The organism is Desulfocurvus vexinensis DSM 17965, from assembly GCF_000519125.1.
GTDB lineage: Bacteria > Desulfobacterota > Desulfovibrionia > Desulfovibrionales > Desulfovibrionaceae > Desulfocurvus > Desulfocurvus vexinensis.
Genome location: NZ_JAEX01000022.1, coordinates 1 through 13320 on the forward strand (window position 1 = coordinate 1; position 13320 = coordinate 13320).

Genomic DNA, 13320 nt, shown 5'->3' on the forward strand with positions numbered 1-13320 from the left:
CTCCTCTGCCCCTCATTCCATCCTTCGTCATCGAACACCTCCTGGGGATCTCTTACTCCCAATTCGGTGTCCAAGAAAACCGTACACCGCCCCAGTGCCCGCCACGCACCTGGAAACCTCCGGCGCGGCCCTGGACGCCGACGCCGTGGCCCGGCTGCTGGCCGCCGAGCCCGAGCGCGTGCCGGGCCTGGGCGAAATGATGAATTTTCCCGGCGTGCTGGCCGGGGACGGGCAGGTCCTGGCCAAGCTGGCCGCCGCCCGGGGCCGGCTGGTGGACGGCCACGCCCCGGGCCTGGAGGGCGCGGCCCTGTCGGCCTATGTCGCCGCCGGGCCGGACTCGGACCACGAGAGCACCACCATCCGCGAGGCCCTGGGCAAGCTGCGCCGGGGCATGCATCTCATGCTCCGCGAGGGTTCTGCCGAGCATAACCTCCTGGAATTGCTTCCTGTCATCAACGAGTTCAACGCCCAGAACTGCTCCCTGGTCACCGACGACCGCCACCCCGACGAACTGCTGCGCCTGGGGCATCTGGACCACGCCGTGCGCCTGGCCATGGGCGCCGGAGTCGCGCCCGTGCGCGCGGTGCAGATGGCTTCCATCAACACCGCGCGGCGCTTCGGCCTCGCCGGGCGCGGGGCTGTGGCCCCGGGCTGGCGGGCCGATTTCGTGCTGCTGGACGACCTGGAATCCTTCGCCATTTCCGGCTGCTGGCTGGGCGGCAGGCCCGTGGACGAGCTGGACTTCGCCAGCTCCGTGCCCCTGCCGGGCAACACCATGCGCCTGGGGCGGCCCCTGGCCCCGGAGCTGTTCGCCATTCCCGCCGCTGGACGCCGGGCGCGGGCCATCGGCGTGGTGCCCGGGCAGATCGTGACCCGGGCCCTGGAAGCGGACGTGCCCGCGCGCGGCGGGCTGGCCCAGGCCGATCCGGGGCGCGACCTGGCCAAGCTGGCCGTTGTGGAGCGCCACGCGGCCACGGGCAACGTTGGGCTGGGGTTCGTGCAGGGCCTGGGGCTGGCCCGGGGCGCCGTGGCCTCCAGCGTGGCCCACGACTCGCACAACATCGTGGCTGCGGGCATGGACGACGCCGACCTGGCCCTGGCCGCGCGGGCCGTGGCCGAGGCGGGCGGCGGGCTGGCCGCGGCGCTGGACGGCCGGGTGCTGGCGCTGCTGCCCCTGCCCGTGGCCGGGCTGATGAGCGACAGGGGCGCCGACGAGGTGGTGGCCGGGCTCGAAGCCCTGCGCGCGGCCACGCGTGGCCTGCTGCGCCCCGGCCACGACGCGGACCCGTTCATGATCCTGTCCTTCCTGGCCCTGCCGGTGATCCCGGCCCTGAAGCTCACGGACCGGGGGCTGGTGGACGTGGAACGCTTCGCCCACGTGCCGCTTTTCGTGGAGTAGGGGACCGGGGCGCCGCACCCGTTCCCCTCGGGCCGGTTTCCTGCTACAACCCGGAGCGTCGGCCCCCCGCCCCGCCCGCAGCGGCCGGGGCAGGGGGGCCGAAGAGGGCGCAACACCCGGGGGAGGGCCTGCATGGCGTCGGACATCAAAAGACTTTTCGAGCGCTTCAAGGACAGCTGGGCCTTCCTGGTCACCTTCGGCATGCTCACCACCGTCCTGGCGGCCTGGCTGTATGTGCAGCAGCCCGGGTTCCTGCGCGACCTGAATTTCAAGGTCTACGACACCCTGCTGCGGGCCACCGCCGGGACCGTGACCACCAAGGTGCCCGTGGTGGTGGACCTGGACGAGGCCAGCCTGGCGCGCTTCGGGCAGTGGCCCTGGCCGCGCTACCGGGTGGCCCTGCTGCTGGCCAAGATCCGCGAGGCCGGGGCCCTGGCCGTGGGCCTGGACATCGTGTTTCCCGAGCCCGACCGCACCTCGCCCAAGGTGCTCAAGGAGGCCCTGCGCCGCGATCTCCAGGTGGACGTGGCCTTCGCCGGGATGCCCGACGCCCTCATGGACAACGACCTGATCTTCGGCGACGTGGTCGGCAACGGGCCCTTCGTGCTGGGCTACTATTTCCACTTCGACCGCGAACTGGACGAGGTGCGCGGCGCGGCGAGCGAATGCGCCCTGCATCCCGTGAGCCTGGTGGAGAAGCGCCACAAGGGCGCGCCCCCGGCCTCGGAATTTTTGATCAGCGCCCCGGCGGTGGTCTGCAACATCCCGGAAATCTCGGAAAAGGCCCACATGTCGGGCTTCTTCAACACCGAGCCCGACCCCGACGGCATCTACCGCAAGACCCCGCTGTTCGTGCGCCACAAGGACAAGCTCTACCCCAACCTGGCCCTGGCCACGCTCATGGCCGCCACGGGCCAGCGCCAGGCGCTGGTCAACGTGAGCACCCAGGGCATCGAGAGCGTGCGCATCGGGCAGATCGAGGTGCCCGTGGACCCGCGCGGGCAGATCTACACGAAATATCGCGGCAAGCGCGGGGCGTTCCGCTACGTGCCCGCCTGGCGGGTGCTCGAAGGCAAGATTTCCGAGGGCGAACTCGAAGGCAAGATCGTGTTCCTGGGCACCTCGGCGGCGGGGCTGCTCGACCTGCGGGCCACGCCCTTCGATCCCATCCTGCCCGGGGTGGAGGTCCACGCCACGGTGGTGGACAACATCCTGGCCCAGGACTTCATCCAGCGCCCGGTGTGGGCCTGGGGCCTGGAGTTCGTGCTCCTTCTGGCCGCCGGAGCCCTGACCACCGCGCTGTTGACCTGGGTCGGGGCGGCCTGGAGCGTGCTGCCCCTGGCCGCCAGCGCGGGGGGCATGTGGTACGGCGCCTACTGGAGCATGCAGGCCAAGGGCTTCTTCCTCTCGCCCCTGTATCCGCTGATCATGCTGGCCGTGAACTTCACGGTGCTGACGCTGCTCAAGTACTGGCGCGAGGAAGGCCAGAAGAAGTACCTGCACGCCACCTTCCAGAGCTACCTGTCGCCCGAGCTCATCGACGAGATGTTCCGCAGCAAGGCCAACCCGACCCTGGGCGGCGAGGCGCGCGTGATCACGGCGTTCTTCTCCGACGTGCAGAGCTTTTCGACCTTTTCCGAAAAGCTCACGGCCACCCAGCTCGTGGAACTGCTCAACGAATACCTCACGGCCATGACCGACATCCTCCTCGCCGACCGGGGCACCCTGGACAAGTACGAAGGCGACGCGGTGGTGGCCTTCTTCGGCGCGCCCATGGACGTGCCCGACCACGGCTACCGCGCCTGCCGCGTGGCCGTGGCCATGCAGCGCCGGCTGGGGGAGCTGCGCGAGAAATGGCGCGCCGAGCGCCAGGCCCCGGGCGAGCCCGAGCGCAACGTCAAGGGCTACCCGCCCGAAGTCTGGACCCCGGGCGACAAATGGCCGCGCATCGTCCACGAAATGCGCGTGCGCATCGGCCTGAACTCGGGTGAGATCGTGGTCGGCAACATGGGCAGCACCATGCGCATGAACTACACCATGATGGGCGACGCGGTGAACCTGGCCGCGCGCCTGGAATCCGGCGCCAAGCAGTACGGGGTGTACACCCTGGTCAGCGAGGCGACCCTGGACCAGCCCGCCTGGGACGAAGAGGGCGCGCCCTGCACGGTGCGCGACCTGGTGGAGGCCCGCTTCATCGACAACATCGCCGTGGTCGGCAAGTCCGAGCCGGTGCGGGTGTACGAGGTCGTGGCCCTGCGCGGCGGGCTGACCGAGGGGCAGCGCGAGCTGCTGCGCGAGTTCGACGCGGCCATGGAGCACTATCTGGCCATGCGCTGGGACGCGGCCCGCGAGGGCTTCGCCCGGGCCGATGCCCTGGAGCTGGTGCCGCAGGCCAAGGTCACACCGTCGCGGGCGTTCATGGCCCGCTGCGAGCTGTTCAAGGCCAACCCGCCCGTGGGCCCCGGCGAGACGTGGGACGGCGTGTTCCGCCTGACCAGCAAGTAGGCCGGGCGGCCAGGAGCAGGCCGGGGCCGAAGCGCGCCGGGCAGGGGAGTCCGGCCGGGACAGGGACAGGGAAGAGGGCGCAAACCTAGAGTTTCACTTGAGGTTTGAGACTGTTTTTCTTTAATTTTAGCATATTGGCGCCTCATGCGGCGGCGGGCTGGGGCCCTCCCTGGACCCGCCGCTGCGGTTGCCCTGTCCGGGGGCACAGGGAAGCGGCCTTGTCGGCGGCCTCGGGTTCATGCCCGGGCCGCTTTATTTTTGGGCTGGTCGCAGCGCCGTCATGGCGTGCCGCCCCCTTTCCGTGTGTCCCCAGGGCGCCGTGGCCGTGAGCGGAAGGGCTGTGCTCCGCCCTGGCCTGCGGGAGGAGCCGGAAGGGGGCTCCCTGAAGGGCGCCCGGAGCCCGGGGAGCCTGCAAGGCGTCCGTTCTGCGGCCAAGGCGCCAGTTTCGGAGGCATTTGGGCCGGCGTGGCAGGGGCCGGGCGCTGCGAATGCCCCTCCGGCCGGAAAACCGGGGCGCGGCAGGCCTGCCCGGAACACAGCGCCTGCCGCACGAATCACCGGCGCAAAACCTGCGGAACCGGGGACGGCTGCGGGGCAAGCTGCGCAGTTGGATGCGCTGACGCGGCGCGCACGCACCACCGGGCCAGCACAAGCGTCCGGAAGGACATGAACGCCTCTTGAGGGCCTGCCTTTCCAGGACGAGCCACGAGCGGAGGCAAAACGGCGGCGCGGGAGTGGGCGGCAGGCAGGCGGCATGGAGTCGGCCCTGAGCACAGGCGACAGGCCCCGACTGCCCGTGACGGAGCGCCCCGGGCCCCGGGTGGCAGATCCGGGGCGTTGCCCGGGCAAAGCACCTGCGGTGCCGTGCGGCGCAAAGAGCTGGCAGGGGTCCCAGAGGCCTTTTCCGGCCCAAGTCCGGGTGCTGCGTCGCGCGGACGGGCTTGTGGGCTCCAGAGGCGCAGGGCGGCACTGCGGGAAGGGTCCGGGCGGAGCACGGCCCCGGGGCCAGCCTTCAAGTTGCAGCAGTGCAGTCTGTTTCTGTTCCACGAACTGCAAGCGGCGAAATGATTTGAATGATTTCAAAGCCCTATGCGCGCCTCCCTTTGGTTTAAAGTTAACATAATTTACATTATGAGACAGTCAGGCCCAGGTGAACACAGGTTGAAGCAGGATCTGCGCTACTGCCCTTGGGCCTGTTTTGCCCGCGTTTTCGAGGGGGTCTGCTCGACATGGTTCGGGTGCTGCTGCAACTCCAAGGGTTCTTGAAGTTTGCCCGGTGCCCTGCGGGATATTGGAACTGCCTGGGGCGCTGCGCTTCTGGAGATTGTCCGGGGGTTCTGCGGTATGCCCGTGTCCGCCTGCCCTCCAGGGCGCATGGAAACCCAGGGCTTGGCGCGCACCTGGGGGCTTGCGCGGCTTGCCACGGCACTTTGAACCAGGAGACCCTTTGGGCGCCCCACAGGCCGTCGCCCCTTTCTTCTCGCCCGCGCCTCCCGGCCCTGGTCACGGGCCGCAAATTACGCGCAGGCCGCCCCGCTCCCGGGCCTGGGCTCACCGGGGCGCCCGCGCGCCCGGGCCTTCTGGACGTTTTTCCTGGCCAGGATGACCAAAGTATGCCCTGAGGCCTGAAAACGCCTTGGCGGGCCTTGTGGGTACGATGCCCGAAAGACGCGGGGCCCCGCTCGCTACTCCCTTCGGAAAGACGTCAACATCCGGCGCGCAGATGGGCGTGGGGCCGGGGAGCGGCCAGCCGTGGTCGCGGTGTGAATCCTCTCCGGCACAGCGCCTTTTCTTGGATTTTCGGCAAGGGCAGTGCTTGCCCCGGAGGGCGCCGGGAGCCCCGACCGCTCTTGTTCTTGCTAAACAGCGGCAATTGTTTTGGGCGGTTGTTTGATGTTGCCAGGGGTGACCTTTGACAATGCTGCTCATTTATCATTGTTAATGATTTAATAATATCAAAGATAATAAATGTTTGACAGGCTTTTCTGGTGTGCTATCTTTTCCAGAAACTAACCGTGGCGGAGGTGCAAAATGGGAACAAATAAAGGCGTTCAATATGTGGAAATTCAAGGCCACAAGATCAACCTGTATCGGAAAGGGCGAGACACCAAAGGGTATCTGTTCGACGTTTTGCCGAAAGTACTCGCCGTGGTCGATGAGGAGGAAATCCAGAGGCTTCAAGATCGTGACTACTGCAAGGATAAATTCGATCTGAACTTCCCTGTGATCACTCTTTCCAGCAAAAATGGACACGATCACAATGGGTATCGTCGGTATTATTCCAAGTTACTTCTTGGAACATACTGGGTTTGCAAGGAATGGTACGACACCCCTGCCCAACCCAATTTTGAAATGTGGAGCAACTACCTGTTTGAACTGCGTGACAGGTTCAACAACTAAGGCAGAATTTATCCGGATGTTAGCAAAACATCTTCGCTGGTTGCGTGCAAGCAGGTTGACACAACCTTGGGACACATCTTACCCAGAAGAAGGCCCCCTAATCGCATTGACAATCAAAGGATTCCGATTGATTTCGGGCGTTTTCGTCAAGGGGGCCATTTGACTTGCGAAACGATTTACCTGGTTGAGATGTTAGGCGAAAAAAAATCCAAGGCCAGCGCGCAGCAAAAGAGACGCGGGGCCTTGGATTTTCCGAATAACGCGTCAGATCGCCTTTTGGGGCGGCCTGTCAGGCCCCGGCGCCGGGGGTCTTTTTCCAGTCAGCCAGGAAGGCGTCCAGGCCCTTGTCCGTCAGCGGGTGGCTGGCCAGTTTTTCCAGGACGTTGAAGGGGATGGTCGCCACGTCGGCGCCCAGCAGCGCGCTTTGCAGGATGTGCATCGGGCTGCGCACGCTGGCCACCAGGGTCTGGGTGGAGAAGCCGTAGTTGGTGAAGATGGTCACGATCTGCTCCACCAGGGCCATGCCCTCGGCGCCCACGTCGTCCACCCGGCCTACGAAGGGGCTGACGTAGCTCGCCCCGGCCTTGGCGGCCAGCAGGGCTTGCAGCGGCGAGAAGACCAGGGTCACGTTGGTGTCGATGCCCATGCCCGTCAGCTCGCGCACGGCGGCCAGGCCTTCCATGGTCATGGGAATCTTGACCACCACGTTGGGCCCGAACTGCACCAGCTCGCGCGCCTCGCGGACCATCTCCGCCGCCGTGAGGCCGACGACCTCCAGGCTCACCGGGCCCTCGACCTCGGCGCAGATCTTCTGCGCCAGGGTACGCCAGTCCTCTTTCTCGCGGGCAAAAAGGCTCGGGTTGGTGGTCACGCCGTCGATGAGACCGTAGGCCTTGGCCCGCCGGATCTCTTCCAGGTTCGCCGTATCGATGAAAAAGCGCATGGCGTCGTCCCCCTTTTCGGACGCGTTGCGCCGCAGGCCGGCCCTCGGGCGGCGCGCGGCGCGTCATTGGGCCCTATTCCACGGGCTTGGGTTCCTCGGATTTGCCTTCGAGCTGCTTCACGTACTTGTCGCGGCACTCGTAGCTGCAGAAACAGTGCACCGTCTCGCCGTTGCGTACGCGGATTTCGCAGTCCTCGCGGGAGACGTAGCTGCCGCAGATGGGGTCCTTGACCATCTCGCCCGAGGCCTTCAGGGTTTCCTGCTCCTTCTCCTCCTTCATCTCCTTGCGTCGGGCGTCGCCCTTGAAGAGCTTGTAGAGCAGAAACAGGCCCGCAGCCAGAATCAGGAATTTCAGCATGATACCCCACCCTCGGCTTGATTGTTAAAGCTATGCTTCAAGTTTGTCGGAGCGGACGGGCGGCCCGGGCTCCCCTGCCCCGCGCGGGGCTACTGTCTGATTTCCTCGCCCTGCGGCCCGGAGACAACCTGGAAATCCAGGCGCGCCAGGGCGTCCTCCACGGCCTGCCCGCCGGGCAGGCGCAGGCCCGGGGCCAGCTCCGCCAGGGGCACGAGCACGAAAGCCCGCTGGCCCATGCGCGGATGGGGCAGCTCCAGGCGCGCGTCGCGCAGCACCAGCCCGCCGAACAGCAAAAGGTCCAGGTCGATAACCCGGGGCCCGAAGCGCGCGGGGGCGCCGGGGCCCGTGCTGCGGTCGCGGCCCAGGGCCAGCTCGATGCCCAACAGCGCGTCCAGCAGCCCGTGGGGCGTCACCGTCTCGTCGCATAGCACGCGCGCGACCTGATTGGCAAACCAGGGCTGGTCGCGCCGGTCCTGCGGCTCGGTGCGATACACGCGCGAGGCTCCGCCCGGGCGCACTCCGGGAATCCGGCCCAGGCGCTCCAGGGCCCGGGCCAGATTCTCCACGGGGTCGCCCAGGTTGGACCCGAGGCAGACGAAGGCCTCTACAGCGCGGCGATGCGGGATACGGCCTCCTCGAGGCGCGCGGTGGGCACGGTCAGCGAGATGCGGAAGTACCCTTCCCCGGCGGCGCCGAAGCCGTTGCCCGGGGTCAGCACCACGCCGGTGCGCTCCAGCACCTCGGAGACGAACTCCGCCGAGCTGCGCCCCTGGGGCACCTTGGCCCACACGTAGACCGTGGCCTCGGGCAGCGGGCATTCGATGCCCGCCTTGCGCAGGGCGCCGACCACGGCGTCGCGCCGCTCGCGGTAGATGTCGCGGAAGCCCGCCACATGGGGCTCGCCGTCGCGCATGGCCGCGATGCCCGCCTGCTGCACGGCCTGGAAGATGCCCGAATCCACGTTGGTCTTGACCTTGCCCAGCCCGGCCACCAGCGAGGCGTTGCCCACGGCCATGCCGATGCGCCAGCCGGTCATGTTGTAGGTCTTGGACAGCGAGTGGAACTCGATGGCCACGTCCTTGGCGCCGGGGAACTGCAGGATGCTCGGCGGCTTTTTGGCGTCGTCGTAGTACAGCTCGGTGTAGGCCGCGTCGTGGACGATGATCGTGTTCGTCTCGCGGCAGCGGGCGATGAGCTTTTCGAAGAACGCCGCGTCGGCGGTGGCCGCCGTGGGGTTGTTCGGGTAATTCAGGTAGATGGACTTCGCGCGCTCCCAGGTGGCGGCGTCGATGGCGTCCAGGTCGGGCAGAAAGCCGTTGGCCTCGGTCAGCGGCACGAAGGCCACCTCGCCGCCCGCGAAGCGCGTGGCGATGGGGTACACCGGGTAGTTGGGCGAGCAGACCAGGTTCAGGTCGCCGGGGTCGGTGAAGGCCAGCGGGAAATGGGCGATGCCCTCCTTGGAGCCGATGAGGCTGACCACCTCGCGGGCTTCGTCCAGGTCCGTCACGCCGAAGCGCTCGGCGTACCAGCGCGTCACGGCCTGGCGGAAGGCCGGCAGGCCCTCGTAGTCCGGGTAGCGGTGGTTGGCGGGGTTCTTGGCGGCTTCGTAGAGGGCGTCCACGATGAATCCGGGGGTCGGCAGATCGGGGTCGCCGATGCCCAGGCTGATGATGTCCACGCCGCGCGCGGCGACCTGCTTCTTCACGCGGTCGATCTCGGCGAACAGGTAGGGCGGCAGTTCGGCAATGCGCTGGGCCAGCTTGAAATCGGGCACGTCGGTCCACTCCTTGGGGGATATTGATGCGGACGCCAGGCGGGTCCGTCGGGGTGCGGGCAGGCCCGTGGACCATAGCGGCGGCCCCGGGGGGCTGTCAACGCCCGGGGCCGCGCGCCCCTTGTAGCCCTTGTATCGGGGGCCCGGGCCGTGTACCCTGCCCAGGCAAACCAACGCCCTGGAGGGCCCGCAGCGCATGAAAACCCCCGCCCCGCCGGAGCACCCCTGGGTTCTGGCCTACCTGGACCACCTGCTGGTGGTGCGCGGGCTGGCCGGGCAGACCCTGGCGGCCTACGGCCAGGACCTGGCCGCGTTCACGGACTTCCTGCGCGCCCGGGGGGCGGACCTGCCCGACGTGACCCCGCAGACCCTGACCCTGTATCTCTTCCACCTGCGCGGGCGGGGGCTGGCCAGCCGCAGCCTGGCCCGGCACCTCTCGGCCCTGCGCGGGCTGTTCGCCCACCTGGCCGACGAAGGCCGCCTGCCTGCGGACCCCGCGCACCTGCTGGAAAACCCCAAGCTGCCGCGCAAGCTGCCCGACGTGCTCTCCCAGGCCGACGTGGCGGCCATCCTCGACCAGCCCGACACTGCCGACCGCCTGGGTTTCCGCGACCGGACCATGCTGGAGCTGCTCTACGCCGCCGGGCTGCGCGTCTCGGAGCTCGTCGCCCTGGCGCCCCTGGATTTCGACCCCCAGACGGGGCTTGTGCGCGTCTTCGGCAAAGGGTCCAAAGAGCGCGTGGTGCCCCTGCACTACGAGGCCCAGCGCTTCCTGGAAACCTATCTGCGCTCCTGGCGCGGGCTGTTCCGCCCCGTGCAGGAGCTGATGTTCCTGAACCGCTCGGGCCGGGGGCTCACGCGCCAGGCGGTGTGGAAGCTCATCAAGCGCTACGCCCTGCTGGCCGGGGTGCGCGCCGAGGTCTCGCCGCATACCCTGCGCCACAGCTTCGCCACCCACCTGCTCGAAGGCGGGGCCGACCTGCGCACCGTGCAACTGCTGCTCGGCCACGCCGACATCGCGGCCACGGAAATCTACACCCACGTCCAATCCGAGCGCCTGATGCGCATCCACCGCGAGCACCACCCCCGCTCGGCACTGCGCACCCGGGACCAAGAGGCCGGACACACTCCATGAAGCAGCAGGACAAGCGCCCCGCCCCCCTGGTCGTCACCACCCACGCCAACGCGGACTTCGACGCCCTCTCGGCCATGATCGCCGCCAGCCGCCTGTATCCGGGCGCGGTGCTCCTTTTTCCCGGCAGCCAGGAGAAGAACCTGCGCAATTTCTTCATCCAGAGCGCCATGTACCTGTTCAACTTCCAAAGCGCCAAGGACATCGACCTGGACAGCGTGCGCACCCTGGTGCTGGTGGACACCCGCCAGCGTCCGCGCGTGGCCCACGTCGCCCAGGCGCTGGACAACCCGGGGCTGACCGTCCACGCCTGGGACCACCACCCCGACACCGACGACGACGTGCCCGCCAGCGGCGGCAAGGTGCTGCCCTGGGGCTCCACGGCCACCATCCTCGTCCACGAAATGATGACCGCAGGCCTGACGCCGACCAGCGACGAGGCGACCTTCATCGGCCTGGGCATCTACGAGGACACGGGCTCCTTCACCTTCAACTCCACCACGCCCCAGGATTTCGCCGCCGCCGCCTGGCTGCTGGGCCACGGCATGGACGTGACCGTCATATCCGACCTCATCACCCGCGACCTGTCCGCCGAGCAGGTCTCCCTGCTGGGCGAGATGCTCGACGCCGCGCACACCCACGAGATTCGCGGGGTGCCCGTGGTGGTCACCGAGGTCAGCACCGACGCCTACGTCAACGATTTCGCACTGTTGGCCCACAAGCTGCTGGACATGGAAAACCTGCGCGTGCTCTTCGCCCTGGGCCGCATGGACGACCGCGTGCATCTGGTGGCGCGCTCGCGCAGCCCCGAGGTGGACGTGGGCCAGATCTGCGCCTCGTTCGGCGGCGGCGGGCACGCCTCGGCGGCCTCGGCCAGCATCAAGAACCGCACCCTGGCCCAGGTCAAGGACGAGCTGTTCGCCCTGCTCAACGCCCAGATCAAGCCGCGCCACGAGGTCAGCGGCATCATGTCGCGCAACCCCGTGGTCCTGGACGCCGCCCTGACCACCGCCGCCGCCGCCGAGGTCATGACCCGCTACGGCCTCAAGGCCGCGCCCCTGGTGGACGCCCAGGGCGCCCTGGTGGGCATCCTGGAGCACCAGATCGCCGACAAGGCCGTGGGCCACGGCCTGGGCGACACGCCCTGCACCGAATACATGATGCGCGGCCACGCCTGGGTCACGCCCGGCGACGCCCTCTACGATGTGACCGAGATCATCCTCGGCCAGGGCCAGCGCCTGGTGCCCGTGCTCGACGCCGGGCGCGTGGTGGGCGTCATCACCCGCACGGACCTGATCAACATCCTCATCGACGAGCCCGCGCGCATCCCCGAACAGCTGCTGCCCGACCGGGGCCGCGAGCGCAACATCCGCGTGACCATGCGCGAGCGCCTGCCCGCCGCGCTGTTCGCCGTGCTCGAAGACGCGGGCCGCCTGGCCGACGCCCTGGGCGTGGCGGTCTACGCCGTGGGCGGATTCGTGCGCGATATCCTCATGGACCGGCCCAACGCGGACCTGGACCTGGTGGTGGAGGGCGACGGCATCGCCTTCGCCCGGGCCCTGGCCGAGCGCATGCAGGGCCGGGTGCGCCCGCACCGCAAGTTCCAGACCGCCGTGGTCGTGCTGCCCCAGGGCCAGCACATCGACGTGGCCACCGCGCGGCTGGAATACTACAAGTATCCCGCCGCCCTGCCCACGGTGGAGCTGTCGTCCATCAAGATGGACCTCTACCGCCGCGACTTCACCATCAACGCCCTGGCCGTGCAGCTCAACCCCGCGTCCCTGGGGCGGCTGGTGGACTTCTTCGGCGCCCAGCGCGACATCAAGGAACGCGCCCTGCGCGTGCTGCATTCCCTGTCCTTCGTGGAAGACCCCACGCGCATCCTGCGCGCCGTGCGCTTCGCCATGCGCTACGACCTGCGCATCGGCGGGCAGACCGAACGGCTGATCAAGAACGCCGTGCAGCTCGACCTGATCCAGAAACTCTCCGGGGCCCGGCTGTTCAACGAGATGCAGTTGCTGCTGGAGGAACAAAACGCCGTGGGCTGCCTGCGCCTGCTGCGCCAGTTCAAGGTGCTGCGGGCCATGCATCCGCTGCTGACCCTCGCCCCGGCCCAGGAGGAGCTGGCCGAAGAGCTGGGCAAGGTCCTGGAATGGTACCAGATGCTTTACCAGGGCCCCGCGCCCAGGCGCTGGCTGCTCTACTTCATGGCCCTGGCCAACGGCGCCGAGGAGGCCGACGCGCGCTCCATGGCCGCGCGCTTCCACATGAGCAGCCGCATGGAGGACGAGTTCATCGCCCTGCGGGTCACGGTCAACGAGACCATCTACGGCTTCAAGATGTGGCGCCACCGCCAGGGCCCGCCCTCGGAGCTGTACTTCCTGCTGGACAAGGTGCCCGTGGAGGGCGTGCTCTACTTCATGGCCCGCTACAAGCAGGAGGACGTGCGCAAGGCCCTGTCGCAGTACCTGACCCAGATGCGCGCCCAGACCCTGGACATCACCGGGCTCGATCTGCGCGACCTGGGCCTGCCCGCCGGGCCTGCCTACGGGCGCATCCTGGACAAGGTGCGCGCGGCGATGATCGACGGGCGCGCCAACTGCCGCGAGGACCAATTGGCCCTGGCCCGGGCCCTGGTGGCCGACCCGGGGTTCATGGGCATCGCCCAGGCCCCGCCCGCCCGGGGCGCGAAACCCGGCGGGCAGGGCTAGGGGCGCGGCGCGGGCCTTGCCCTTGGCGCGCGCGGCGTGTACAACGGCACGGTCCGCTCCATGCTTGAATTCCACGGGCCAGGCCCGTGCCGGGGGGC

The 13320-nt window shown here is 68.3% G+C and carries 9 protein-coding genes; 5 read left to right on the plus strand and 4 right to left on the minus strand.

The window, feature by feature from the left end; translation table 11 throughout:
* Positions 1-94 precede the first annotated feature (94 nt).
* The 3 genes from G495_RS19040 to G495_RS21800 all read left to right on the plus strand — a co-directional run bounded on the left by G495_RS19040 (position 95) and on the right by G495_RS21800 (position 6304).
* Positions 95-1399: an adenine deaminase C-terminal domain-containing protein gene (locus G495_RS19040; RefSeq protein WP_051445361.1), complete on the plus strand. Its 1305-nt coding sequence runs from the start codon at positions 95-97 to the stop codon at positions 1397-1399.
* A 132-nt stretch (positions 1400-1531) separates the two neighbouring features.
* A complete protein-coding gene (locus tag G495_RS0112525) occupies positions 1532-3904 on the plus strand; it encodes a CHASE2 domain-containing protein (protein ID WP_028588094.1) in 2373 nt (790 codons plus the stop codon).
* A gap of 2031 nt (positions 3905-5935) precedes the next feature.
* A complete protein-coding gene (locus tag G495_RS21800; RefSeq protein ID WP_156939703.1) occupies positions 5936-6304 on the plus strand; it encodes a hypothetical protein in 369 nt (122 codons plus the stop codon).
* A gap of 289 nt (positions 6305-6593) precedes the next feature.
* On the opposite strand, the gene fsa is transcribed toward G495_RS21800, so the two are convergent.
* From fsa to G495_RS0112545, 4 genes are all read right to left on the minus strand, one after another.
* Positions 6594-7247 carry a fructose-6-phosphate aldolase gene (gene fsa, locus G495_RS0112530; protein ID WP_028588095.1) on the minus strand — a complete coding sequence of 218 codons (654 nt, stop codon included), beginning with the start codon at positions 7245-7247 and terminating at the stop codon, positions 6594-6596.
* 73 nt (positions 7248-7320) lie between these two features.
* Positions 7321-7605: a transcriptional regulator gene (locus tag G495_RS0112535; RefSeq protein WP_028588096.1), complete on the minus strand. Its 285-nt coding sequence runs from the start codon at positions 7603-7605 to the stop codon at positions 7321-7323.
* Between the two features lie 89 nt (positions 7606-7694).
* Positions 7695-8231, minus strand: a complete 537-nt coding sequence (folK, locus tag G495_RS0112540) for a 2-amino-4-hydroxy-6-hydroxymethyldihydropteridine diphosphokinase (RefSeq protein WP_084458241.1) — start codon at positions 8229-8231, stop codon at positions 7695-7697.
* A complete protein-coding gene (locus G495_RS0112545; protein WP_028588098.1) occupies positions 8210-9379 on the minus strand; it encodes an LL-diaminopimelate aminotransferase in 1170 nt (389 codons plus the stop codon). The genes folK and G495_RS0112545 overlap by 22 nt, the downstream gene beginning before the upstream one ends.
* A gap of 196 nt (positions 9380-9575) precedes the next feature.
* Here G495_RS0112545 and xerD point away from each other — a divergent pair, with 196 nt between their 5' ends.
* Positions 9576-10514: a site-specific tyrosine recombinase XerD gene (gene xerD / locus G495_RS0112550; RefSeq protein WP_028588099.1), complete on the plus strand. Its 939-nt coding sequence runs from the start codon at positions 9576-9578 to the stop codon at positions 10512-10514.
* Positions 10511-13222, plus strand: a complete 2712-nt coding sequence (locus G495_RS19045) for a CBS domain-containing protein (protein ID WP_084458238.1) — start codon at positions 10511-10513, stop codon at positions 13220-13222. Before xerD ends, G495_RS19045 begins: the two co-directional genes overlap by 4 nt.
* Positions 13223-13320 lie beyond the last annotated feature (98 nt).

What these genes read in the sequence shown, in the direction of transcription:
- G495_RS0112525 (WP_028588094.1), top strand. Translation starts at nt 1,532, where the DNA reads ATGGCGTCGGACATCAAAAGACTTTTCGAGCGCTTCAAGGACAGCTGG.
- G495_RS21800 (WP_156939703.1), top strand. Translation starts at nt 5,936, where the DNA reads ATGGGAACAAATAAAGGCGTTCAATATGTGGAAATTCAAGGCCACAAG.
- fsa (WP_028588095.1), bottom strand. Translation starts at nt 7,247, where the DNA reads ATGCGCTTTTTCATCGATACGGCGAACCTGGAAGAGATCCGGCGGGCC.
- G495_RS0112535 (WP_028588096.1), bottom strand. Translation starts at nt 7,605, where the DNA reads ATGCTGAAATTCCTGATTCTGGCTGCGGGCCTGTTTCTGCTCTACAAG.
- xerD (WP_028588099.1), top strand. Translation starts at nt 9,576, where the DNA reads ATGAAAACCCCCGCCCCGCCGGAGCACCCCTGGGTTCTGGCCTACCTG.
- G495_RS19045 (WP_084458238.1), top strand. Translation starts at nt 10,511, where the DNA reads ATGAAGCAGCAGGACAAGCGCCCCGCCCCCCTGGTCGTCACCACCCAC.